This window comes from Phenylobacterium sp. (assembly GCF_030680185.1).
GTDB lineage: Bacteria > Pseudomonadota > Alphaproteobacteria > Caulobacterales > Caulobacteraceae > Phenylobacterium.
This window is the reverse complement of record NZ_JAUXVZ010000011.1, coordinates 117,259-140,861: the sequence shown is the minus strand read 5'-3', so window position 1 is coordinate 140,861 and position 23,603 is coordinate 117,259. Positions and strand designations below refer to the sequence as shown.

24 protein-coding genes are annotated in these 23,603 nt (G+C 68.8%); 16 read left to right on the top strand and 8 right to left on the bottom strand.

Annotation, left to right across the window (positions count from 1 at the left end):
• Positions 1-64: 64 nt before the first annotated feature.
• Both Q8L83_RS02165 and pseH read left to right on the top strand, forming a co-directional pair.
• Positions 65-1,252, top strand: a complete 1,188-nt coding sequence (locus Q8L83_RS02165; RefSeq protein WP_305284504.1) for an NAD(P)-binding protein — start codon at positions 65-67, stop codon at positions 1,250-1,252.
• On the top strand, positions 1,252-1,818 hold the full coding sequence (gene pseH, locus Q8L83_RS02160) for a UDP-4-amino-4,6-dideoxy-N-acetyl-beta-L-altrosamine N-acetyltransferase (protein WP_305284503.1): 567 nt from the start codon (positions 1,252-1,254) through the stop codon (positions 1,816-1,818). The genes Q8L83_RS02165 and pseH overlap by 1 nt, the downstream gene beginning before the upstream one ends.
• Here the strand turns inward: pseH and pseI are convergent.
• Together pseI and Q8L83_RS02150 are read right to left on the bottom strand one after the other, a co-directional pair.
• Positions 1,815-2,876 carry a pseudaminic acid synthase gene (gene pseI / locus Q8L83_RS02155; protein WP_305284502.1) on the bottom strand — a complete coding sequence of 354 codons (1,062 nt, stop codon included), beginning with the start codon at positions 2,874-2,876 and terminating at the stop codon, positions 1,815-1,817. The two genes, pseH and pseI, sit on opposite strands and share 4 nt — an antisense overlap.
• A gap of 57 nt (positions 2,877-2,933) precedes the next feature.
• Positions 2,934-3,185, bottom strand: coding sequence for a hypothetical protein (locus tag Q8L83_RS02150; RefSeq protein ID WP_305284501.1), 252 nt, complete (start codon positions 3,183-3,185; stop codon positions 2,934-2,936).
• A 77-nt stretch (positions 3,186-3,262) separates the two neighbouring features.
• On the opposite strand from Q8L83_RS02150, the gene trxB reads away from it, so the two are divergent.
• The 4 genes from trxB (at position 3,263) to Q8L83_RS02130 (ending at position 6,701) form a co-directional block, all read left to right on the top strand.
• Entirely contained in the window at positions 3,263-4,264 is a 1,002-nt protein-coding gene (gene trxB / locus Q8L83_RS02145) for a thioredoxin-disulfide reductase (RefSeq protein ID WP_305284500.1), read from the top strand.
• A 30-nt stretch (positions 4,265-4,294) separates the two neighbouring features.
• Complete coding sequence (locus Q8L83_RS02140; protein ID WP_305284499.1) at positions 4,295-5,593, top strand: UDP-N-acetylglucosamine 1-carboxyvinyltransferase; 1,299 nt, start codon at positions 4,295-4,297, stop codon at positions 5,591-5,593.
• A gap of 77 nt (positions 5,594-5,670) precedes the next feature.
• Complete coding sequence (locus Q8L83_RS02135; RefSeq protein ID WP_305284498.1) at positions 5,671-6,006, top strand: GIY-YIG nuclease family protein; 336 nt, start codon at positions 5,671-5,673, stop codon at positions 6,004-6,006.
• A gap of 206 nt (positions 6,007-6,212) precedes the next feature.
• Positions 6,213-6,701, top strand: coding sequence for a GNAT family N-acetyltransferase (locus Q8L83_RS02130; protein WP_305284497.1), 489 nt, complete (start codon positions 6,213-6,215; stop codon positions 6,699-6,701).
• Here the strand turns inward: Q8L83_RS02130 and Q8L83_RS02125 are convergent.
• Positions 6,698-7,834, bottom strand: a complete 1,137-nt coding sequence (locus tag Q8L83_RS02125) for a cell wall hydrolase (RefSeq protein ID WP_305284496.1) — start codon at positions 7,832-7,834, stop codon at positions 6,698-6,700. The two genes, Q8L83_RS02130 and Q8L83_RS02125, sit on opposite strands and share 4 nt — an antisense overlap.
• A 256-nt stretch (positions 7,835-8,090) precedes the next feature.
• On the opposite strand from Q8L83_RS02125, the gene nadA reads away from it, so the two are divergent.
• From nadA to Q8L83_RS02105, 4 genes are read left to right on the top strand one after another with little or no spacing between them, the layout of a single operon-like run.
• On the top strand, positions 8,091-9,179 hold the full coding sequence (gene nadA / locus Q8L83_RS02120) for a quinolinate synthase NadA (protein ID WP_305284495.1): 1,089 nt from the start codon (positions 8,091-8,093) through the stop codon (positions 9,177-9,179).
• Positions 9,176-10,705, top strand: coding sequence for an L-aspartate oxidase (locus Q8L83_RS02115; protein WP_370868339.1), 1,530 nt, complete (start codon positions 9,176-9,178; stop codon positions 10,703-10,705). Before nadA ends, Q8L83_RS02115 begins: the two co-directional genes overlap by 4 nt.
• Entirely contained in the window at positions 10,702-11,547 is an 846-nt protein-coding gene (nadC, locus tag Q8L83_RS02110) for a carboxylating nicotinate-nucleotide diphosphorylase (RefSeq protein ID WP_305284493.1), read from the top strand. Before Q8L83_RS02115 ends, nadC begins: the two co-directional genes overlap by 4 nt.
• Positions 11,548-11,583: 36 nt before the next feature.
• A complete protein-coding gene (locus tag Q8L83_RS02105; protein ID WP_305284492.1) occupies positions 11,584-13,254 on the top strand; it encodes a glycosyltransferase family 4 protein in 1,671 nt (556 codons plus the stop codon).
• Between the two features lies 1 nt (position 13,255).
• On the opposite strand, the gene Q8L83_RS02100 is transcribed toward Q8L83_RS02105, so the two are convergent.
• Entirely contained in the window at positions 13,256-13,948 is a 693-nt protein-coding gene (locus Q8L83_RS02100) for a DJ-1/PfpI family protein (protein ID WP_305284491.1), read from the bottom strand.
• Positions 13,949-14,031: 83 nt separating this feature from the next.
• Here Q8L83_RS02100 and Q8L83_RS02095 point away from each other — a divergent pair, with 83 nt between their 5' ends.
• Positions 14,032-14,988, top strand: a complete 957-nt coding sequence (locus Q8L83_RS02095) for a GlxA family transcriptional regulator (RefSeq protein ID WP_305284490.1) — start codon at positions 14,032-14,034, stop codon at positions 14,986-14,988.
• 6 nt (positions 14,989-14,994) lie between these two features.
• On the opposite strand, the gene Q8L83_RS02090 is transcribed toward Q8L83_RS02095, so the two are convergent.
• Entirely contained in the window at positions 14,995-16,155 is a 1,161-nt protein-coding gene (locus tag Q8L83_RS02090) for a cell wall hydrolase (RefSeq protein ID WP_305284489.1), read from the bottom strand.
• 292 nt (positions 16,156-16,447) lie between these two features.
• On the opposite strand from Q8L83_RS02090, the gene Q8L83_RS02085 reads away from it, so the two are divergent.
• The 3 genes from Q8L83_RS02085 to Q8L83_RS02075 all read left to right on the top strand — a co-directional run bounded on the left by Q8L83_RS02085 (position 16,448) and on the right by Q8L83_RS02075 (position 20,329).
• Positions 16,448-16,627, top strand: a complete 180-nt coding sequence (locus tag Q8L83_RS02085; RefSeq protein ID WP_305284488.1) for a hypothetical protein — start codon at positions 16,448-16,450, stop codon at positions 16,625-16,627.
• A gap of 248 nt (positions 16,628-16,875) precedes the next feature.
• Positions 16,876-19,128, top strand: coding sequence for an excinuclease ABC subunit UvrB (gene uvrB / locus Q8L83_RS02080; protein ID WP_370868338.1), 2,253 nt, complete (start codon positions 16,876-16,878; stop codon positions 19,126-19,128).
• Between the two features lie 901 nt (positions 19,129-20,029).
• On the top strand, positions 20,030-20,329 hold the full coding sequence (locus tag Q8L83_RS02075) for a hypothetical protein (RefSeq protein WP_305284486.1): 300 nt from the start codon (positions 20,030-20,032) through the stop codon (positions 20,327-20,329).
• A gap of 80 nt (positions 20,330-20,409) precedes the next feature.
• On the opposite strand, the gene Q8L83_RS02070 is transcribed toward Q8L83_RS02075, so the two are convergent.
• Both Q8L83_RS02070 and Q8L83_RS02065 read right to left on the bottom strand, forming a co-directional pair.
• Complete coding sequence (locus Q8L83_RS02070; RefSeq protein ID WP_305284485.1) at positions 20,410-20,574, bottom strand: hypothetical protein; 165 nt, start codon at positions 20,572-20,574, stop codon at positions 20,410-20,412.
• Positions 20,571-20,846, bottom strand: a complete 276-nt coding sequence (locus Q8L83_RS02065; protein ID WP_370868337.1) for a GNAT family N-acetyltransferase — start codon at positions 20,844-20,846, stop codon at positions 20,571-20,573. The genes Q8L83_RS02070 and Q8L83_RS02065 overlap by 4 nt, the downstream gene beginning before the upstream one ends.
• Before the next feature lie 79 nt (positions 20,847-20,925).
• Here Q8L83_RS02065 and Q8L83_RS02060 point away from each other — a divergent pair, with 79 nt between their 5' ends.
• Positions 20,926-21,522, top strand: a complete 597-nt coding sequence (locus Q8L83_RS02060; protein ID WP_305284483.1) for a DUF3617 family protein — start codon at positions 20,926-20,928, stop codon at positions 21,520-21,522.
• Between the two features lie 15 nt (positions 21,523-21,537).
• Here the strand turns inward: Q8L83_RS02060 and Q8L83_RS02055 are convergent, their stop codons facing one another.
• Positions 21,538-22,548: a polyprenyl synthetase family protein gene (locus tag Q8L83_RS02055; protein WP_305284482.1), complete on the bottom strand. Its 1,011-nt coding sequence runs from the start codon at positions 22,546-22,548 to the stop codon at positions 21,538-21,540.
• A gap of 107 nt (positions 22,549-22,655) precedes the next feature.
• Between Q8L83_RS02055 and Q8L83_RS02050 the strand changes: the two genes are divergently transcribed.
• Positions 22,656-23,423: a tRNA1(Val) (adenine(37)-N6)-methyltransferase gene (locus Q8L83_RS02050; protein ID WP_305284481.1), complete on the top strand. Its 768-nt coding sequence runs from the start codon at positions 22,656-22,658 to the stop codon at positions 23,421-23,423.
• The last annotated feature ends 180 nt before the right edge of the window (positions 23,424-23,603 follow it).

The following is a 23,603-nucleotide window of genomic DNA, read 5'->3' as shown; positions in this document are numbered from 1 at the left end:
AACCGAGTTTTTCGACCTTGGCCTGCATCCTGCCTGTTCACATGCGGGTCGGGGAGGCCAGGGCATGACCAAGGTTCGGATTATCGGCGGGGGCCTGACCGGCATCCTCGCCGCCTTTGAAGCCCACCGTCTCGGCGCCCGCGAGATCATCCTCGAAGACGCGCTGGATCGCCTCGGCGGCTGGAGCCTGCCGCGGGTCAGCCACGGGGTCGAGTTGCGGGACGGCGAGTTCGCCTTCGGCGCCGCCCAGGATCCGATCCGCAAAACCCTCGAATGGCACGGCGTCGCCTTCGACGATGTCGATCTGCACGTGGGCGCCATCAGCCCCTCGCCTTCCGGCCCCCAGGCCAGCTGGAGCGCCGGGCCGGTCCTGACAGCCTCGGCTATGACGCCCCGCGACGGCCAGGCCGAAACCCTCAATGATCTGCTGCGGGCCTACCCTCGGGCCGCAGCAGATCCGCTGGCCCAATACTGCCAATGGCGGCTGGGGGTCTGGCTCGACCAGATCCATGCCAGCGCCGCCCCAGCCCTGGGCCTCGATCATGTGCGCCTGACCGCGCCCGGCGAAGCGCCAGCGCCCAATGTCTCGATCCCCCTGCGGGGCGCCACCCCTCGTGACGGGCTGAACGGCCTGTTCTCCGCCGCCAGCCGCGCCCTGGCCCGCCTGGGCGTCCAGATCCATTTGCACAGCCTGGTTTCGCCGCGGGAGGCCGCCGGCTCACGGACCACGGGCGACATTGTCGTCTGGGCCGCCGATCCCCTGCCCCTGTTCGACCTGACCGATCAGCCTCGCCCGCGCCTGATCGGCGAGCGGGTGGCGAGCTATGTCTACCGCGCCCGGATCGAAGCCCCCCTGCCCCTGACCATCCGCAACTACGCCGCCGAGGGCAGGATCAGCGCCCTGCGCGTCTATGAGAGCCGCGGCGAGACCCTGGTCAGCATCGAATGCGTGGACGAGGTCGGCGACGCCGAGCTGAGGGCCGAGGCCCTTCGCCTGCTGGGTCCCTTCGCCCGCCGGCCGATGATCCTGGAGGCCTGCCTCCTGACCAATATGCGCACCCGCTTTACCTGCCCCTCTGTCGAGGCGGTGACGCGGCTGGCGCGCCTGGAAGCTGATCTCGACCGCCACCATGACGGCCGCTTCCTGGTCGCGGGCTGGGAGTCGGCCGATGCGCCGGCCCGGATCTCGGCCCTGGCCGGTCGCCTGGGCGTCGCGATGGGCGCCGATGCTGCGGTCCGCGCGGTGGCCTGATGAGCGGGCCAAGGGTGGAGCTGCGCGATGTCGTCGAGTCCGACCGCGACCGCTTGCGGGACTGGCGGAACCAGCCGGACGTCGCCCAGTGGATGTACACCGATGCGGTGATCGGGCCTGAGGACCACGCCCGCTGGTTCGCCGCCGCCGTGGCCGATCCTGCCCGCCGCTACTGGATCATCGAGCTGGATGGCGAGCCCGTAGGGCTGGCCAACCTCGCCGACATCTCGCCGGCCAACCGCCGGTGCGCCTGGGCCTATTACCTCGCCTCGCCCGCGGTGCGCGGCAAGGGCGTCGGCGCCTATGTGGAATACTGGATGATCGAGCACGTGTTCGGCGTGCTCGGCTTCGCCAAGCTCTGGTGCGAGGTGCTGGTGGAGAACGAGGCCGTGTGGAGGCTGCACGAGTCCTTCGGCTTCCGCCGAGAGGCCCTGCTGCGCCAGCACGTGTGGAAGAACGGCGAGCCCCGGGACGTGGTGGGCCTCGGCCTCCTGGCGCAGGACTGGGCGGCCGTGCGCGAGGCCAGCCGCGAGCGCCTGCAGTCCAAGGGCTATGTCCTGGACTAACCTCCTTCGAGCATGTCCCAGGACATCGGCTCACCGCGCTTCAGATCTCGGTGTGCGATGCGGCCAATGACGGCGTCGCGATGCGCCGGCGCCAGGCCGAGCCCCGGGCGGATCGAGCGCACGTCCGAGGCGGCGATCACCGCGCCGGCCTTCACGTCGGCCGCCACATAGATCGATCGGCGGAACTGAGCGTTGGCCCGTTCTGAGCCCAGCAGGTCATACTGCGCCTGGCCGAGAGCCTCCCAGGCCGAGCGGGCGTCGCTGACCAGGGCCTGGAACTCCGCGGGCTCCAGGGAGAAGGCGGCGTCCGGGCCGCCATCGGACCGCGCCAAGGTGAAATGCTTCTCGATCACGCAGGCGCCGAGCGCCACCGCCGCCACGGCTGCGGCCGTGCCCGGCGTATGGTCCGATAGGCCGATGGGGCAGCCGAAGCGGGCCGCCATGTCCGGAATGGTGCGCAGGTTGGCGTCGGCGAAACTGGCCGGATAGCTGGAGACGCAGTGCAACAGGATCACGCCGCCGGCGCCGGCCGCCAGGGCCGTGTCCCGCGCGGCTTCGATCTCGGCCAGATTGGCCATACCGGTTGAGATGATCAGGGGTTTGCCGTGGCGGGCGGCATAGGCGATCAGCGGCAGGTCGATCGCTTCGAACGAAGCGATCTTGTAGGCTGGCGCATCCAGGCCTGCGAGCAGATCGACCGCCGTCTCATCGAACGGGCTGGAGAACAGGATCACGCCACGATCCCGCGCCCGCGCGAACAGGGCCGGGTGCCATTCGTAGGGGGTCTGGGCCTCCTGATAGAGCTCATGCAGGCTGCGGCCGTCCCAGAGCCCGCCGTGGATGCGGAACTCGGGCCTGTCGACGTCCATGGTGATGGTGTCGGCGGTGTAGGTCTGGATCTTGATGGCGTCGCAGCCGGTGGCGGCGGCCGCATCGATCATGGCCAGGGCGCGGTCCAGGTCGCCGTTGTGGTTGCCCGACAGCTCGCAGATCACGAACGGGCGGTAGCCAGGGCCGATCGGGCGGCCGGCGATCTCGATAGGGGGCAGGTCGGACACGAAGCGCTTCTTCCGGTGGTGACGCGCTAAGTCTAACGCCGGCCTCGAAACAGCGCGTTAACTCTGCGGACCGCGACCCTTTCGCGCCCGGGCCACGCCAAAGGCGGCGCCGAGGCCGACCCCGAAGGCCGTCCCCAAGGCGAGACTCCCAAGGGCTGCGCCCGTGGCGGCGCCGAGCGCCACACCGACGCCCAGCCACTTTCCGGTGGTGCGCAGGTCCGTCCGGCTGGGGGGCCCCGGCGGCGGATTGTCGGACTGCGGGGCCGGCGTTTGCGGCGGCAGGGGCGGTGTGGTGAGGCTGTCAGTCATGGCGCCGAAACGCATGGCGTCGCCGCTTGTTGCGCGCACGCCCTCGCACTACGCGGAATCTTCTCTAAATAGAGGCCATGTCCGAGCCCCGCACCACACGCTGCCTCATCCTTGGGTCTGGCCCCGCCGGCTACACCGCCGCCATCTATGCCGCCCGCGCCCTGCTCAACCCCGTCATGATCGCCGGCATCCAGCCCGGCGGCCAGCTGACCATCACCACGGATGTAGAGAACTATCCGGGGTTCGCCGAGGCGATCCAGGGTCCCTGGCTCATGGAGCAGATGCAGGCCCAGGCCGCCCATGTGGGCACCGAAATCATCAACGATATCGTCATCGAGGCCGACCTCTCCAAGCGTCCGTTCCGCCTGGTGTGCGATTCCGGGGACGTCTGGCTTGCCGAGACCCTGATCATCGCCACCGGCGCCCAGGCCCGCTGGCTGGGTCTGGACAGCGAGCAGAAGTTCCAGGGCTTCGGCGTCTCGGCCTGCGCCACCTGCGACGGCTTCTTCTATCGCGGCAAGGAGGTCGTGGTGGTCGGCGGCGGCAACACCGCGGTCGAAGAGGCCCTGTTCCTCACCAATTTCGCCTCCAAGGTCACCCTGGTTCACCGGCGCGACGAACTGCGGGCCGAGAAGATTCTGCAGGAGCGCCTGTTCGCCCATCCCAAGGTTGAGGTGATCTGGGACAGCGCCATCGATGAGGTGCTGGGCGACACAGATCCCCTGGGCGTCACCGGCGTGCGCCTGACGAACGTCAAGACCGGCGCGACCCAGACGATCGACTGCGCCGGCGTCTTCGTGGCCATCGGCCACGCGCCCGCCTCCGAGCTCTTCAAGGGCCAGCTGTCGATGGACGCCGCCGGCTATCTCGACGTAAAGGCCGGCACGGCCGCCACCGAGATCGAAGGCGTCTATGCGGCCGGCGACGTGACCGACGATGTCTATCGCCAGGCGGTGACCGCGGCCGGCATGGGCTGCATGGCGGCGCTTGAGGCTGTGCGATTCCTGGCGGAGGAAGATCACCGCAAGGCGCATAATCCGATCAGCCACGCCGAAGCCGAGAAGATCGGCGCCTGGTAGGGGTTTCCCCCGACGACTAGACGAGGGCCTATGAGCAATCTGATCGTACGCGGGGGCCGCCCCCTGCGGGGCGAGATCACGCCCTCCGCCAACAAGAACGCCGTCCTGCCGGTGCTGTGCGCGACCCTGCTCAGCGATGCGCCCCTGGTGCTGCACCGGGTGCCGGACATCACCGATGTGCGCAAGATCGTGGAATTCTTCCAGGCCCTGGGCAGCCAGGTGGACATGGACTACGCCACCGGGACCCTGCGCCTGCACCACGGCGAGAACCTGGACCCTGCAGGCGCGCACCTGCCGCTCGGCATGCGCTCCTCGGTGATGCTGATCCCGGCCCTGCTGCACCGCTTCGGCCAGGCGAGCCTGGAGGACGAGGCCAAGGGCTGCACCCTCGGCGCCCGGGAGATCGATCCGCACCTGGAGGTGTTCGAGGCCTTCGGCGCCCGGGTGGAGACCCGCGACGGCGCCATCCTGATCTCGACGCCCGAGGGCTTCCACGCCACCCGCCATTGGCTGGACTACGCCTCGGTGACCACCACCGAGAACTTCGCCATCTGTGCGGCCACCGCCAAGGGAACCTCGCAACTGGTCAATGCGGCCTGCGAGCCCCACGTCCAGGAGTTCTGCCGCTTCCTCATCCAGATGGGCGCCAACGTCCAGGGTGTCGGCGCCTCGACCCTGACCATCGAGGGCGTCGAGCGACTGGCCGGCACGACCTTCACCTTCCAGGACGACTTCCACGAGGTGGCCACCTTCCTGGCCATGGGCGCGATCACCGGCGGCGATGTGGTGGTGCGCAATGGCGCGTCGGAATCCTTCCCCCTGATCGACCGCACCTTCGCCAAGTTCGGCGTCGAGGTGGAGCACAAGGACGGCTGGTCCCGCGCGCGGCTGGACGGGCCTCTGCATGTTCGCCAGCCCTATACGAGCCACATCCTGCAGAAGGTCGAGGCGGCCCCCTGGCCCTATGTGCCGGCGGATCTCTTGCCGATCTTCATCGCGCTCGGCGTCCGCGCCGAGGGCTCGGTGATGTTCTGGAACAAGGTCTATGAAGGGGCGCTGGGCTGGACCTCCGAGCTCGCCAAGTTCGGCGGCCACGCCGTGCTCTGCGACCCCCACCGGGTGATCACCTATGGGGGCAAGCCGCTGTTCCCGGCGCAGGTGGAGAGCCCGTACATCATCCGCGTGGCCATCGCGCTGTTCATGCTGGCCGCCAGCATCGAGGGCAAGTCGACCATCCTCAACGCCGCCCCGATCAAGCGCGCCCACCCCAACTTCGTCGAGAACCTCAACGCCCTGGGCGCCGACGTGGAGTGGGTGTTGGGGGATTGAAGTTTACGAGCCACCTCTAACCCGTCGTCCTCGGGCTTGACCCGAGGACCCATGAACACTGGGATTCGACGGTGTGCATGGATGCTCGGGTCAAGCCCGAGCAGGACGGATTGGGGGAGAGCGTGGGGACCTATCCCGCCGTCTACATGATGAGCAATCGACGGCACGGAACGCTCTACGTCGGCGTGACGGGAGATCTTCCACGCAGGGTCTGGGAGCATCGCGAAGGCGTCTATCCGGGTTTCACGGAGACCTACGGCCTCAAGCATCTGGTCTGGTACGAGCCCCACGACCTGATCACGGAGGCGATCCGTCGAGAAAAGGCGCTGAAGCGCTACAGGCGTGACTGGAAGATCGCCCTGATCGAGGCGGCGAACCCTGATTGGGACGATCTGTATCCGAGCCTGATCTAGCGCACGCTTGTGAGAGGCCGGTGTTCATGGATGCTCGGGTCAAGCCCGAGCATGACGGTGAACAGAGGGGTGTGACGGCTGTGTCCAGCCAGGCGCACCTCCTAACCCGTCGTCCTCGGGCTTGACCCGAGGACCCATGAACACTGGAATTCGACGGTGGTCGTGGGCGGTTCGACCGTGCCGGCTGACAGTAGAGAGACGACACCATGATCCGACACGCCCGCTCCGCCGACCATGCCGCCATCCGCGCGGTGAACCTGGCCGCCTTTCCGGAGCCTGCCGAGGCCGATCTGATCGAGCGGCTGCGCGCTGACGGGGACGTGGTGTTCGAGATGGTCGCCGAGGATCAGGGCGAGGTCGTCGGCCACATCCTGTTCAGCCGGCTGTGGGCCGACAGCGCCAATCTCTATGTCGCCCTGGCGCCGATGGCGGTGCGTCCCGATGAGCAGCGGCAGGGCGTCGGCTCGGCCCTGGTGCGGGGCGGCCTGGAGTTCTGCAAGGAGTATGGCGCCCACGGCGTCGTGGTCCTGGGCCATCCCGACTACTATCCGCGCTTCGGATTCTCTCCGGAAACCGCGGCCCAGATCCGCTCGCCCTATGCCGGATCGCCGGCCTTCATGGCCAAGGCCCTCGAGGACGACGCCTTCGACGCGCCCCTCACCCTGGCCTATCCGGACGCCTTCAACGGCCTTTAGTCGGTGGGACCGGCCGCCGGCGCAGCTTCGCGCTCGGCGTCCAGTTCGGCCTCGACCTGGGCCAAGCGTTCATTGATCTGCTGGACCTCCTCGGGCGTCGGCTGACGGCGGCTGGGGGTCAGAACGCCGGCCACCCGGGTCTGGGCCTCACCGGCCTCCGGCGCGGCCACCTCATAGGTGCGGACGTCGCCGGCCAGGTCCAGGGTGATCTGGCGGCCGGGCGCGATCCCCTGCCCGCTCGGATTGAGCAGGCCCTGGGTGCGGGCGTCGATGCCGCCCAGGATCGCCACCGTCAGGTTCGTCTCGCCGCCCGCATAGCGGCTGGTGAAGGCTGGCGGCTCACCCATCGGGCCGGTCCAGCGATAGAAGATGTGCGCGCCAACCTTGGTCATCTTCACCAGCGTCGGGGCCCAGTAGGGGGCGACATAGTCCGCGTGATAGTGGGTGGCTGAGCCCACATCTGCCTCGACGAAGCCGTCCAGGGCTTCCCTGGCCACCGCTTCCACCTGACGCCACAGCCCCGGCTCCGGCGCCCAGGTCAGAGCGCCATCGCAGGTGAAGCTGAACTGGCAGCCGGTGCGCCGCGCCGAGCCCTGGAACACCACGCCGCAGACCGAGTCGGGATAGGCCGGGTGGCGCACGCGGTTCAGCACCACCTGGGCCACCGCCCTCTGGCCCTCGGGCGGTTCGCGGGCGGCCTCGTAATAGATGGCCTGACTGAGGCACCGCAGGGCCTGGGCGCGATCCTGCCGTGACGCCCGCAGAATGAACGGCTCCATGGGATTGATCGGCAAGTCGGCGAAGGGCTTCAGCGCATTGATCTCGCGCGCCGCCATGTCGAAGGCGGTGCCGAAGCCCAAGGTCGGCAAGGTGGCGAGGTCGTAGGTTTCCCACCCTCTGACCCGGCCCCAATAGTCCGTGGCGGGCGCCGGGTCGTGGCGCCGCGCCAGGGCCAGCATGGCGGGGTCCATGTCGGCGCTCACCCGGCGCAGACCCTCGTCCGAGAGGTTGCGCGCCACAGTGGCGAGACCGGCGGCCCTGCCATCGTTGAGCGGACGGTCATAGCTGGTGAGGCAGCCGCTCAACGCGAGCGTCGCAACGAACAGGGCGACCGAGCGAAGGGGCGAGATCAAGAACGGCTGTCCTGGCGAGGCTGCGGAAAATCCTTCCGCACCGGGCAAGCTATAGGCGACATGAACACGGCGAAAAAGCGGGCGATGCGGCCTATACCCTGGCTTGAGCGCTTGCATCGAGGGTTCAAGGGTCTATATCTGTGACAGACGAGTTATGCTCTGAGTGAGCATATCGGAGGCGCCTCGCTGATACCCGAGCCCGGAGGCGTCTTTTTTGGGCCATAGAAATGCTCATCATGAGCATAAGGAGGACGCCATGGCCGCAGACGGTTTTGCTCCGCTCGCCTTCACCCCTGAAGTCGAAGCCGAAACCCAAGCGCTTTGGGACCGGGTCAAGAAGCACGTCACCCCCATGGAGTGGCGGCTGCAGGCCCCGCTGATCGCCGAGATCAATCGCATCAAGCGCGAGAAGAACGCCGTCATCCTGGCCCACAACTATATGACGCCCGAGATCTTCCACGGGGTCGGCGACTATGTGGGCGACAGCCTGGGCCTGGCCAAGGAGGCCGCCCGGTCCGACGCCGCCATCATCGTCCAGGCCGGCGTGCACTTCATGGCCGAGACCTCGAAAATCCTGTCGCCGGACAAGCGCGTCCTGATCCCCGACCTGCGCGCCGGCTGCAGCCTGGCGTCTTCGATTACCGGCGAGGACGTCCGGCTGATCAAGGCCCGCTATCCCGGCATTCCGGTGGTCACCTATGTGAACACCACCGCCGACGTGAAGGCCGAGACCGACGTCTGCTGCACCAGCGCCAATGCGGTTCAGGTGGTGGAGCATGTGGCCAAAGAATGGGGCGTCGATCGGGTGATCCTGATCCCCGACGAGTTCCTGGCCCGCAATGTGGCCCGCCAGACCGAGGTCAAGATCATCGCCTGGCAGGGTCGCTGCGAGGTGCACGAACGCTTCGAGGCCCAGGACATCCTGGACCTAAAGGCCGCATATCCGGGCGCCCAGGTGCTCGCCCACCCCGAATGCCCCGCCGAAGTGCTTGAGGTCTCGGACTTCGCCGGCTCGACGGCGGCGATGAACGACTATGTCCTGACCAAGAAGCCCAAGCAGGTGATCCTGATCACCGAGTGCTCCATGGCCGACAATGTGGCTGTAGACGCCGTGGACACCGAGTTCCTGCGCCCCTGCAATCTGTGCCCGCACATGAAGCGGATCAGCCTCGAAAACATCTACGAGGCCCTGGTCAAGGAGCAGTACGAGGTGACGGTCGATCCGGTCATCGCCGACCGCGCCCGACTGGCGGTGCAGCGGATGATCGACCTGCCGCCCCCGGCCATTCCGGCCCGCTATGATCTGGTCAAGGCTCGCCACCATGTGGACGTGGAGCTGATCTGATGGCCCATCGCACCCAGCACGACGGCGTCCTCGTCGTCGGTGCGGGTCTGGCCGGACTTTCGGCGGCCCTGGCCGCTGCGCCCCGCAAGGCGCTGGTCCTGACGGGCGCGCCCCTGAACCATGGCTGTTCCTCGGCCTGGGCGCAGGGGGGCATGGCTGCGGCCCTCTCGGACGAGGATGACTGGGCGCTTCACGCCGCAGACACCGTCGCCGCCGGCGCGGGCCTGGTGGATCCCGAACGCGCCGCCCTGCTGGCGCGGGAAGGCGCTGCGGCGGTGCGCACCCTGGCGGCCCTGGGCGCGCCCTTCGACCGCGACGCCGCCGGCGGCTTCTCGCTCAGCCTGGAGGCCGCCCACAGCCGCGCCCGGGTGGCCCGGGTCAAGGGCGACCAGGCAGGTCGCGCCATCATGGCCGCCGTCACCGCAGCGACCCTGGCCCAGCCGCATATCGAGGTCCGCTCGGGCACGCGCCTGCGCGGCCTGCTGCAGGACGCCGAGGGCCAGATCCGGGGCGTCATCGTCGAGCAGGCCGGGCAGATCCATGAGATCACCGCCCCGGCCGTGATCCTGGCCACCGGCGGCATCGTCGGGCTCTACGCGGTCACCACCACGCCGCCGGAGCTGCGCGGCGAAGGCCTGGGCCTGGCGGCCTCGGCCGGCGCGATGATCGCCGATCCGGAATTCGTCCAGTTCCATCCCACGGCCATCGACATCGGCCGTGACCCCGCGCCCCTGGCCACCGAGGCCCTGCGCGGCGAGGGCGCCCTGCTGATCAATGGCGCCGGCGAGGCCTTCATGGCCGCCTATCACCCCGCCGCCGAGCTGGCGCCGCGGGACGTGGTGGCCCGCGCCATCCACGCCGAGCGTGCGGCCGGCCGCGGCGCCTTCCTCGACGCCCGCGCCGCGGTCGGCGACCACTTCCCGGACGCCTTCCCCGCCGTGTTCGCCGCCTGCCTGTCTGGCGGCGTCGATCCCCGGGTGCAGCCAATCCCCGTGGCGCCGGCCTGCCACTATCATATGGGCGGGATCGTCACCGACGAGCATGGGGCGACCAGTCTGGCGGGCCTCTATGCGGCCGGAGAATGCGCCTCCACCGGCGTGCATGGCGCCAACCGCCTGGCCTCGAACTCCCTGTTGGAAGCCGCGGTCTTCGGAACCCGCGCCGGCGCCGCCGCCCGCGAGGCCGTCGAGGCTCGCAGCCGTATCGTCCGCAGCGCCGCCTCGCCCGTCCTCCCCGAGGCGGCCCTCTCTGGCCTGCGGATCGCCATGAGCGCAGAGGCCGGCGTGGTGCGCGACGGCGCCGGTCTTGGCCGGCTGATCAGCCTGATCGACGACCTGCAGGGCGCTTACGGCGCCTGTGCCGACCTCACGGCCGCCCGACTGACCGCCGCCTGCGCCCTGACCCGCGCCGAGAGCCTGGGCGCCCACTTCCGCATCGACGCCCCCGAGGCGCCGGCCGAGCCCAAGCGCACCTTCGTGACCCTGAGCGCCCTGCCCCCTTCGCCCACCAGCATCGCCGCCGAATGACCGAGCCCCTGCCTGACCTTCTGATCGAACCCATCGTCCGAGCGGCCCTGGCCGAGGACCTGGGGCGGGCCGGCGACGTCACGGCCATGGCCTGTATCGACGCCGACGCCGAGCTGTCGGTCGCCTTCGTGGCCCGCAAGCCGGGCGTGGCGGCAGGCCTGGCCTGCGCCCGCCTGGCCCTGGCCGCCCTGGACCCCCAGGCCAGCTTCGAGACGCTGATCGCCGATGGCCAGCCGCTCTCACCAGGCGCCGTGCTCGCCCGCGCCCAGGGGAACGCCCGCGCCATTCTGTCGGCCGAGCGGACCGGGCTGAACCTGCTGGGACGGCTCTGCGGCGTGGCCACCCTGACGCGGGCCTATGTGGACGCAGTCGAAGGGACGGGCGCGCGGATCGTCGACACCCGCAAGACCACGCCGGGCCTGCGGCATCTGGAGAAGTACGCCGTGCGCTGCGGCGGCGGGGTCAACCACCGGTTCGGCCTGGATGACGCCATCCTGATCAAGGACAACCACATCGCCGCCTGCGGCGGGGTCGCCGAGGCCGTCCGCCGCGCCCGCGCCTTCGCCGGCCACCTGATGAAGGTCGAGGTCGAAGTCGACGGTCTGGACCAGCTGGAGGACGCCCTGCGCCACGGCCCCGACGTGGTGATGCTGGACAACTTCTCCCTCGACGACCTGCGCGCCGCAGTGGCCTCGGCCAAGGGGCGAGCCGTCCTGGAGGCCTCTGGCGGGGTCAATCTGCAGAGCGTGCGCGCCATCGCCGAGACCGGCGTAGACGTCATCAGCGTCGGCGCCCTCACCCACTCCGCCGCGGCGCTGGACATCGGCCTAGACGCCGTCTGATAACAGCCGACCGTCGTTACGGCGGCGGAGACAGACATGTCGGGCGAACTGGCGATCCATCACCTCGGCGGCGGGCTCGGCCTTGGCCCCAACGCCTTTGGCCGCGATGTGGCCAATCTCGCCCTCTATCGCGCCTTCGCCCAACACGGCGGCTATGAGCGCCTGCACATGCTGACCTCGACGCCGACCGACCCGGGCGGCATGGCCGAGGCGTTGGCGGGCGACCTTCCGCTGACTACCGCCATCGAGACAGGGGCGCTGCTGGATCTCGGCCGCGCCCGCCGGGCGGGGACCCTTTTCCGCGGCAAGGCGGATCTGGCCGAGATGGCCTGGGCGCGGCGCGGCCTCATGAATGACAGCGCCTTCAGCCTGGTCGGCCTGATCCACACCATAGCGCCGCCCCTGACGCGCGAGGAGATCGCCCAGGCCAGCCTGGCGCCGGTCCATCCGTGGGACGCCATCATCTGCACCTCGCCCTCGGTGCACGCATCGATCAAGACCATGTTCGAGGGATGGACCGACTATCTGGGCGAGCGGTTCGGCGGGCCGCGCCGGCCCATGCCGCACCTGCCGATCCTGCCGCTGGGCGTCGACATGGGCGCGATCGCGGCCCTGGCCGACCGCCCTGACGTGCGCCGCCAGACCCGGGCGCGCCTGGGACTCGCGGAAGAGGACGTGATGGCTCTCTGGGTCGGCCGCCTGTCCTTCTTCGAAAAGGCGGCCCCTCAGCCCATGTTCCGCGCGGTTGAGGAGGCCGGCCGCCTGGCCGGCAGGCCCTTGCACTTCGCGCTCGCCGGGTGGTTCGCCCGGGAATCCGACCGGGCGCACTTCGAGGCCGCCGCCCGGGCCTATGCGCCGAGCGCGACCATCCACTGGATCGACGGCAATGACGCCGATCAGCTCGGCCAGATGTGGGCCGCCTCAGACATCTTCCTGTCGCTGGTGGACAACATCCAGGAGACCTTCGGCCTGGCGCCGGTGGAGGCCATGGCCGCGGGCCTGCCGGTCGTGGCCAGCGACTGGGACGGCTATCGCTTCACCATCCGCCATGGCCAGGACGGCTTTCTCGTTCCCACCCTGATCCCCGGCGCCGGACCGCCGAGCGAGGCCCTGCTTCGCCGGCACCTGGCCCGGATCGACACCTACCAGTCCTATGTGGGCCAGGCGGCGCAATACACCGCCGTCGACGTGGGCGCCGCAGCCCGCGCCCTGGCCGAGCTCGCCGGCTCGCCGGAGCTTCGCGCCCGCATGGGTGCGGCTGGCCGCCAGCGGGTGCGAGAGACCTTCGACTGGCGCCAGGTGATCCCGACCTATCGCGCCCTGTTCGACGAACTGGCCGAGATCCGTCGGGCAGCGCCGCCCTCTGACGCGCGCCCCCGCCTCAACCCCCTGCATGGCGACCCCTTCGCCGACCACCGCAGCTTCGCCACCGCGGCCGCCGGCGCCGATCTGCGCCTGTCGGTTCGACCCGGGATCGATCTGAGCCGCGATCCGGCCCTGACCCGCGCCGTCGAGCTCGACAGCTTTGGAGAAGCCTGGCGGGCGCCGCGGCCGGAGCTGGCCCAGTTGGCCGCCCACATCGCCGAACACCCCGACGCCCGCCTTGGCGACCTGGTCGCCGCCATTCCGCCGGAGCGCCGGTCGCGCGTCACCTATGGCCTGCTGTGGCTGTGCAAGATGGGCGTGCTCGACTGGCGCCAGGGGTGACTCAGACCCGCGCCTTGAGACGCGCCGCAGCCTCCACGGCTCCGGCGCGTCGATCGGCCAGGGCGGCGCTCATGGCCTTTTGCACCTGCTCCAGGATGTGAGGCTGGGCAAGTTCGGGACGGCCGCCTTCGAAGGGAGGCGCAGGCGCATATTCGAGGCCGAGCTGGACCCGCCGAGCGGCGTCTTCGCCAAAGATCTCGGCGCCGGCCACCAGGGCGAAGTCGAGGCCTGCGGTCACACCACCGCCGGTGATGACGTTGCCGTCCCGGCAGACCCGGGCCTCATCGACCTCCACATCGAACAGCGGCAGCAGGTCCCGCCAGGCCCAGTGACAGGCGGCCCGGCGGCCCTTCAGCAGGCCGGCCGCGGCCAGGATTAGAGAGCCGGTGCAGACCGAGGTCACATAGCGCGCGCCGCCGCCGAGCCGCATGATCGCGGCCATATAGGCCTCGTCCAGCATGGCCGCCGTGGTCCCAAATCCGCCGGGCACGCAGAGCACGTCGCAGCTCTCGATCGTCGTCAGATCGGCGAGCTTTGCGAAGACCAGGCCATCGGCCTCCACGTCGACCGCGCCTACCGAGGCGACGATGGTCTCGGCCCCGGGCATGCGGTTGAAGAACTGGTGGGGGGCGGTGAAGTCCAGCTGGGTCACCCCGGCATAGAGCGGGAAGACGATGCGGCAGGGGGCGGTCATGGCAGGCCTCGTGAGTGATTGACAAGCGCATCATGGCCAGGGCTGGTTGTGGCGGAAATGACATTCATCCCTCGGATTCCGCCATGCCGCCTCGCCCGATCACCGTCCTCATCTTCCACGACTTCCAGCTTCTGGACGCCGCAGGCCCCATTGCGGCCTTCGAGATCGCCGAACGGCATGCGCCAGGCAGCTATCGCCTGCGGGTGGCGGCGGCCCAGGCTGGCGCGGTGGCGAGCTCCTCTGGAGCGACGATGAACGCCGAAGGGCTGGACGGCGCGCCCATCGACACCCTGGTGGTGGCCGGCGGCGACGGAACCCGGCCAGCCCTGATGGAGGCCGCCCTGATCGACTGGGTGCGCGAGACCGCGGGGCGCGCGCGGCGGACCGCCAGCGTCTGTTCCGGGGCCTATATCCTGGCCCAGGCCGGCCTGCTCGATGGGCGCGGCGCCACCACCCACTGGAGCCGCACGGCAGACTTCCGCCGGCGGTTTCCCGGGGTGCGGCTGGAGCCTGACCGAATCTATGTTCGAGATGGCGCCTTCTGGAGTTCGGCCGGAATCACTGCGGGCATCGACCTCGCCCTGGCCCTGATCGCCGATGACCTGGGCGAGGCGGTGGCGCGCGCGACCGCTCAGCAGCTCGTGGTTCCCCGCAGGCGACCTGGCGGCCAGTCGCAGTTCTCGGCCCTGGTGGACATGGGCGGGGCGTCTGGCCGGTTCGCCAGCCTGCTGGACTGGGCGCGGGCGCGCCTCAGCGAACCCCTGGGCGTGGAAAGGCTGGCGGGTCAGGCGGCCATGAGCCCGCGCAATTTCGCCCGGGCCTTCGTGCGAGAGATGGGCATGACGCCGGCCAAGGCGGTGGAGCATCTGCGGGTCGAGGCCGCCCGCGCGCGCCTGGAGACCGAGGCCGAGACGGTCGAGCAGGTGGCCGCAGCCGTCGGCTTCGGCGACGCTGAGCGGATGCGCCGGGCGGTGTTGCGGGCGTTCGGACAGCCGCCCCAGGCCCTGCGGCGCGCCGCGCGAAGCACGGCGGCCGAATAGGCCTGTCTAGGCGGTCTGGCCGGCCTTGGGCTTGGTCGCCGGCTTGTCGGCCGACGACTCATCGCGGGCCGCCTTGGCCTCGCCCTTGGCGGACGTCGCGGGCTTGGCGTCGGCGTCCTTGGCCGAGGCTTCGGGCTTGCCGCCCTCCTTGCGGGAGGCGACAGGCGCCGAGGCCGGCTCGGTGGCGGGTTCGGCGGGGCCGCCCTTGCCCATGGACATCTCGCCCGTAGGGACGAGCACGGCCGAGGTCAGGCGGATGTCGTCGGTCGAGGCCGATTCGGCGGCCGCCTGCTGGACCGTTTCGCCGACGCGGGCATAGACCGGCGCCTCGGCCTGTTCCTGCGTGACCTCGTGGGCGCTGGCCAGCATCCGGCTCGGCGCGCCGCGGCCGAAGCGATAGAAGACGTGTTGGCCGACCTGGGTCACCCGCGTGAGACGCGGCCCCCATGCGGGCGCCACGGCGGTGGTGTGGAAATGGGTGGCGTGGCCGACATCGGCCATCACTTCGCCCGACAGGGCGCGGTTGGCGACCCGCTCGGCCCGGCGCCAGGCGGCGGGCTCCACGGGGCGACGCATCACACCGTTGCAGGCGAAGCTGAACTGACAGACCCGGCTGTTCGCGCCTTGGAACACGACGCCGCAGACGGTCTTGGGGAAGGCCGGATGCCGGGCGCGGTTGATCACCACCTGGGCCACCGCCGCCTGTCCGGCCGGGGTCTCGCCGCGGGCCTCGTAATAGACCGCCTGGGTCAGGCATTCGACCTCGCGCGACGCCTCCAACGCGCCGCCAAGGCGGAACGGCGCGGCCGGATAGGGCGTTGCGTTCAGGCTGGCTCGGAGAATCGGGGGCTGGGAGGCCGCGCCGGCCCCCCGCTCCAGGCGAGCGACAAGGATGGCGCTCTGCCGATCGCGCTCGGCTGCGCCGGCCACGGTGAAGGGGTCATGGCGCCGGGCGATGCGAAGCACGCCGGGGTCCATGCGCGCAGCGGCGTCCTGGAGCGCCTGCTCCGAGTATCCGTCCGCCGCGCCCGCCGCCAGCCGTGCGGCGCGGGCGTGGTCGGTGGCCGCACTGGCCATGCCGCCAGCCATGTATGCGCCGCCAAGCGCAATTCCGACCGACGAGCCAAGGATGGCGGCTCCGGTCAGGGCACGCCAATTGGCGCGCACCCTCTTATCATTCTGCAAAACGTCCTGTCCTGTGCGGCGAGGGCGATACGCCCTCCGACATCATCGCTTGAGAACCGGTCGCCTCATGCAAACCGAAGTCTCGAAACGAAGCCCGTCCGCACTGATAAGGACGGGTCTACGACAAAGTGGCGTGGCTTATGACGGGTCCGTGAAGGATTCGCAAGCTGTTATTGCGCCGCACCATGGCGGGGTCAGCCGAGACTCATACAATGCTGCGGGAACCTTGGCCGTTAGCGACCGTTTGTTCGGAACAACTCTCGGAGAGATCAACATGCGTAAGGTCCTTGGCGTTTGCCTCGTTTCGGCGGGCCTTCTACTGGCCGCCTGTGGCCACAATGTGGAGCAGCGGGCGGCCACCGGCGCCGTGGCTGGCGCCGTCGTGGGCGGCCCCGTGGGCGCCGCGGCCGGCGCAGCCGTCGGCACCGCCGTCAGCAAGGGCGTCGACCAGTAGTCTGGCGTCCGCCTAGTCCGTCTGGATCATGCCCGACGTGGCGCATCGCCCTATCGCCTAAAGTTCCGAACAGGAACTTCGAGGAGCGGGCGGTGCGCCATCTGTTGTTCTCCCTTGGCGTCTTGGCCGCCGCCTGCGCCGTGGCCTATAGCGGCGGGGGCTTCTTCTAGGGCCTGACCGCACTGCTGGCGCCATGGTGTCAGCAGCCACGCTGGCGCCCAGCCTCCTGGACGCCTACCTTCTCCCTCATGCCGCGCTCAAAGACCGCCCCTTCCCCACCCCTGCAGGGGGTCGCCGACATGTCGGGGGCCTTCGACTACGACGAAACCGCCATGCCGATGCTGTGGAAACCCCACCGCCCGGCGCGGCCGGCCAAGTCGGAGGGGGGCAAGCGCTTCAATCTGGTGTCCGACTATCAGCCCGCCGGCGACCAGCCGCAGGCGATCAAGGAATTGGTGGCGGGCCTCGAGGGCCGCGAGCACGACCAGGTGCTGCTGGGCGTCACCGGCTCGGGCAAGACCTATACGATGGCCCAGGTCATCGCCGAGACCCAGCGGCCGGCCCTGATCCTGGCGCCCAACAAGACCCTGGCCGCCCAGCTCTATTCCGAGTTCAAGGCCTTCTTCCCGGACAACGCAGTCGAGTTCTTCGTCTCCTACTACGACTACTACCAGCCGGAGGCCTACGTCCCGCGGACGGACACCTACATCGAGAAGGACTCCTCGATTAACGAGCAGATCGACCGGATGCGCCACTCGGCCACCCGGGCGATCCTGGAGCGGGACGATGTCATCGTCGTCGCCTCGGTCTCCTGCATCTATGGCATCGGGTCGGTGGAGACCTACACCGCCATGACCTTCACCCTCGCGCCGGGGGAGCGGATCGACGAGAAGCAGCTGATGGCTGACCTCGTGGCCCTGCAGTACAAGCGCAACGATCAGGCCTTCGAGCGCGGGACCTTCCGCCGCCGCGGCGACACCATCGAGATCTTCCCGGCCCACTATGAAGACCGCGCCTGGCGGGTCAGCCTGTTCGGCGACGAGGTGGAGTCGATCTCGGAATTCGATCCCCTCACGGGCAAGAAGATCGCCGACCTGGAAGGGATAAAGATCTACGCCAACAGCCACCACGTGACGCCCCGGCCGACGCTCAACCAGGCGGTGGTGCAGATCAAGGCCGAGCTCAAGGAGCGGCTCGAGTGGATGGTGGCCAACGGCAAGCTGCTGGAGGCCCAGCGTCTGGAGCAGCGCACCACCTTCGACATCGAGATGATCCAGGCCACCGGCTCCTGCGCCGGGATCGAGAACTACAGCCGCTATCTGTCGGGCCGCCGGCCGGGCGAGCCGCCGCCGACCTTCTTCGAATACATCCCCGAGAACGCCCTGCTGTTCGTCGACGAGAGCCACCAGGCCGTGCCGCAGATCGGCGGCATGTATCGCGGGGACTATCGGCGCAAGTTCACCCTGGCGGAGTATGGCTTCCGCCTGCCCTCCTGCCTCGACAACCGCCCGCTCAAGTTCGAGGAATGGGACGCCATGCGGCCCGACACCGTCCATGTCTCGGCGACGCCGGGCGCGTGGGAGATGGAACGGACCGGCGGGGTCTTCGTCGAGCAGGTGATCCGCCCCACCGGCCTGATCGACCCGCCGGTGGAGGTCCGTCCGGTCTCCAAGGACGGCTTCTCCCAGGTGGACGACGTCATCGACGAGGTGCGCCAGACCATCGCCCAGGGGTATCGCGGCCTGATCACCGTGCTGACCAAGAAGATGGCCGAGGACCTGACGGAGTACATGCACGAGCAGGGCCTGAAGGTCCGCTACATGCACTCCGACATCGACACCATCGAACGCATCGAGATCATCCGCGACCTGCGCCTGGGCGTCTTCGACGTGCTGGTGGGGATCAATCTGCTGCGCGAGGGCCTGGACATCCCCGAGGTCGGCCTGGTGGCCATCCTCGACGCCGACAAGGAGGGTTTCCTGCGTTCGGAGACCTCGCTGATCCAGACCATCGGCCGGGCGGCGCGGAATATCGACGGCCGAGTGATCCTCTATGCCGACCGGATCACCGGCTCCATGGAACGCGCCATGGCCGAGACCCAGCGTCGGCGGGAACGGCAGGAAGAGTACAACGCCGCCCACGGCATCACGCCCGAGAGCGTGAAGAGCCAGATCAAGGAAATCCTCGCCAGCGCCTATGAGAAGGACCGCCCGCTGGTCCGCACGGAGCTGGCCGAGGAGGCCAAGCCCTTCATGGGCGACAATTTCAAGGCCACCCTGCGCGACCTGGAAGGCAAGATGCGCCAGGCCGCCGCAGACCTGGAGTTCGAGACCGCCGCGCGCCTGCGCGACGAGATCAAGCGCCTGAAGCTGATGGACCTGGAATTCGCCAACGAAGCCCTCACCGGCGAAGGCGAGACCGTCGACCGCTCCGCGGTGAAGCGCGTCAAGGCCGAGGCCCGCGCCGAGGCCCAGGAGCGGTTCCGGAAGGGGAAGCTGTAACGAGGAGGGAGGCGAGACTAGCTCGCCCCCCTCTAAGGTCAGCCGCTATGGCAAGCGGAAGAACACCAATAGCAGCCGTTCGATTGAGTGTAGAATTTCTTCGCCTCCTGAACCGCAGGTTGGCAAGAAGCAAACTCACCCAAGTAGCGGCGATTGGAGACATTTGGCAGATACGAGCATGACCCTACATGCACTTCGTGATCACCACCCGCCTGAGCATTGTCGTTCACATAATACGACGCCATATTAACACCTCAAATACTCTGAACGCCGCCCGTTCTGCTGCAAAGGCAGGCTGTTCAGGTTCGACTTGAGGGTTGACAAAACCGACTATGGCAGAGACAAACTGCCGTGCACGCGAACGGTCCCTGCACCCTCAAGCCAGTGGATTGCAGGAGCCCATCGCATTGAAGCCGTCGGGTGTACCAGACCCGGCGGCTTCGCCATTTGGTGGGCTGTGTAGTTAAGGCATGACTCTTGCTCCGCCGGGAGTCAAGGCGGGATTAGCCACTACATATTGGGATATCCACCGGCTTTCACACCATCAGTGGACCTGGGTACGGGATTCTGCCGATTCCCGACAAACCACAATGATTCGGATTCCATAGAGTTCGCTCAAAATGGTTGCTCAAGAGTCCTGACCGCTCTCGGCTTACCGCCCCTCCTTGGAGATGCAGGGCACCCAGGACGCTAGGGCTCAGGTCTGCTGATAGGAGGCCTAGCTTTTTTCGACCTCTCCACCTCTCACACCGTGACCGAAAAGCCCCACATGAAGATCTGACGACGGCGGCGACGGAACTTCCGGCTTCGCCATTCGTAGATGCTTCAGATCAGGGGTTGGTTTTGGCGAGACGTCTTCTCGGCTCGCCGCAACTCCACCAACAATAGAATGAGGTGATCCATGTCACCGTCTCTCAGTGTGGTGGCCGCCAGCGGTAAGGTGGCGACTGTCGAACGGACGAATTCAGATACGGCGGTGGCCGAGCGCGTGCGCCGGCTGCAAGCGGAGGCCCGCAGCCTCGTGGGCGAGCATGTGCGCGCCCTTGAAGCGGCCCTTAACGATGTCGAGCGGCTGAGCGCCGAAATCGCCGGCGGCGGCGAGTTCTATCCGCCCGGCGTCCGCGAGATCGCCCGGCGCCTGACAGAGGACGCCGAGGTCAAGGCTCAGGCTCTGGAAGCCATCATGGCCCGCGCCGGCTAGGGCGAACGCCTTAGGTGATCGACGACAAACGGCCCTCCTGTCATGGGAGGGCCGTTTCTGTTTCTCAGTCGCCCTTGTTCTCAGTCGCCCTTGTCTTCGGCCTTCCGGCGCAGTGGGGCGATAGCCGCCCCGCCCTGCGGTCCCACCGGGCTGAGGGCCGGGTTGTTTTCGAGGTCTCGGCGACGCTGATCGGCGTCCGAGCCGGGCTCCCGCGGGGGATCTGCGGGTCTGTCCTTATCACTCATGACACCAGGTCCTTGAACTCAGGGCTGCGGCGCAGCCAGGCCGAGGCATAGCCGCAGATCGGGGTGATCTTCAGGCCCCGATCCCGGGCGTCCTGCGCCAGCGCCTTCATAAGGCGTCCCGCGGCGCCCGTGCCCCGAAGGGCCGGCGGACTTTCCACATGGTCGATATAGAGCCGCTCGCCCTGCAGGCGATAGTCGGCCCAGGAGGTCTCGCCCTGCTCGTCCATTTCGTAGCGGGCGGCCTCGGTATTGTTTCTCAGTTGGCTCATCATGCCCTCCCAAACGGACTTAACCCCGGTTTCGATCCCGGCTAAGCCTGGGACGATGGCGGCTTCAGGGGAGATGGGAAAGATGCGCAGGCTTTCAACTATGATGGGCGTCGGCCTCGCTGTGCTGGCCCTGACCGCCTGTAACCGCAATGGCGACGGGGCGCAGGAACCGGCGTCCGAAGCCGCCGGACCTGCGGAGCCGGGCTCTGCGGCCAGCGATCAAGCCACGGCGCCGGCTGCGCCCCAGCGCAAGCCCGGCCTCTGGGAGCAGCGCGTCTCCACCGAAGGCATGGTCCAGGTGAGCCGCATCTGTATCGACGAGGCCCTGGAGCAGCGGCTGGGCTGGTGGGGTCAGCAGGCCACCACTGAGGGCTGCGAGAAGAACCTCGTCACCCGCCGGGCCGACGGGGGCTGGCAGTTTTCCTCGGTCTGCGACATGGGCTCAGGCGGCAAGACCACCACCTCTGGCGTCGCGACCGGCGACTTCGACACGCGCTACGTCGTCAAGGCGCAGAGTTCGACCGTGGGCGCCGAGGCGCCGCAGATGAACGGGACCCGCGAGGTCAATATCGAGAGCGCCTGGCAGGGCGCCTGCCCCGAAGGCTTCCGCCCCGGCGACATGGAGCTGCCGGGCGGGATTCGCCTGAACCTGCTGGATATGGCAGGCGCTGGAAGCTGACTTAAACCTGCGCGCCTAGCTGCGGCGGGCCACGGCGAAGTCGGCGAGATCTTCCATGGCCGCGCGCCAGTCGCTGGCGGGAAAGACCGCCAGAGCGGCCTTGGCGCTCTCGGCATAGCCGGCAGCCGTCTCAAGGGTGACCTCAAGGGCGCCGGAGTCCTGGACCAGGGTGCGGGCCCGTTCGAAGTCGGCCTCGGTCTGCTCCCGGGCGTCTACGGTGCGCATCCAGAAGGTCCGCTCCTGGGCGCCGGTGCGCTTGATCGCCAGGATCAGAGGCAGCGTCGCCTTGCCTTCCCGGAAATCGTCGCCCGGGTTCTTGCCCAGGGTGTCGCTGGCGCCGGAATAGTCCAGGGCGTCGTCGACCAGCTGGAAGGCCAGGCCCAGTTCCTGGCCGTAGCGACGCAGGGCCGCGGCGCGCTCGGGCGAGGCGCCGGCGCAGACGCCCCCGGCCTCCGCCGCGGCGGCGAACAGCTCGGCGGTCTTGGCCTTGATGATCTGCAGATAGACCGCCTCGTCCAGGTCCAGATCGTGGGCGCGGGTGAGCTGCAACACTTCGCCTTCGGCGATCACCCGGCTGGCGCGGGCCAGGATCTCCAGGGCCGACATGGAGCCGGTCTCGACCATCAGCTCGAAGGCCCGGGCGAACAGGAAGTCTCCCACCAGGACGCTGGACGGCGCGCCCCAGATCAGATGCGCCGCCACCTTGCCGCGGCGCAGCTCCGATGAATCCACCACGTCGTCATGCAGGAGGGTCGCGGTGTGGATGAACTCCACCGCGGCCGCCAACTTCCGGCAGTGGTCTTCGGTCGAGCCGGCCAGGCGGGCGGCGGCCACGGTCAACAGGGGGCGAAGGCGTTTGGCCGAGCCGCCGATCAGGTGCTCGGCCAGGGCCGGGATCACCGAGACGGGGCTCTGCATCCGGTCGCGGATCAGGCTGTCCACCCCGGCCATGTCCGTGGCCGCGAGCTTCAGCAGATGATCTAGGCTGACCGGCTTGGCCCGGGGGTCTGCGGCGGCGGCGTCCACGACAAGGTCTCCAAATGGGACGACCCATTGCGGGGCCGCCGTTGCGTCCGGACAATGGTCACGCGATAGGGGGCGGTCAAGGCGCGCCCGCGCATCTGGAGCCGCTCATGTCCGAGCTCCCCGCCGTCCCGATCGAACCACCCACGGAGAACCGCCTCCTGGATGGCCGTGTGATCCTGCGTCAACCCAGCCGAGGCTATCGTGCGGGGCTCGACGCAGCCCTGCTGGCGGCGGCCTGCGACGCCGCGCCCGGCGCGCGGGTGATCGAGGCCGGATGCGGCGCCGGCGCCGTGCTGATGGCCGCCGCCATGCGCCAGGCCGACGCGCGCTTCACAGGGATCGAGCGGGACGCCGAGGCCCTGACCCTGGCCCGCGAGAACGCCACGCTCAACAACCTGGCCGACCGCGTCGAGGCGATCAGCGGCGATATCAATGCCGGGTTCGCCGCCCTGGGCCTGCCGACCTTTGACGCAGCGATGTCCAATCCGCCCTTCTTCGACGACCCCACAGCCCTGCGCGCGCCCATGGCGGAGAAACGCGGGGCCTGGATGGCCGAGGGCGGCCTTGCGACATGGACGACCTTCCTGCTGAAGGCGGTTCGCGAGGGGGGCAGCATCACCCTGATCCATCGGGCCGACCGTCTGGCCGACATTCTCTCAGGGCTGGGCCAGAGCGCCGGCTCATTCCAGGTGCGGCCCATCCATCCGTTCGCCGACGCCCCGGCCAAGCGGGTGATCGTGCGCGCGATCAAGACCGGGAAGGCGCCGCTACGCCTGCTGCCGGCGCTGGTGCTCCATCCGCGGGACGGGGCGAGCAAGCACACGGTCGAGGCGGAGGCGGTCCTGCGCGGCGAAGCGGACCTGCCCTGGCTCTAGAGCAAGCGTGACCATAAGGGATTGAATCCACGGGACAACGCGCCGCATGGGCGCCCCATTCGCGGCCTATAGTCTGCAGACGCGCGACATGGCTGGCTCAGAGCCGCCCCCTTGGGTGGCCCTAGCCTCGCCTCAATAACAAATCAATTCGCCCCGAGTTCCCTGGGGCCTGCATCAAAG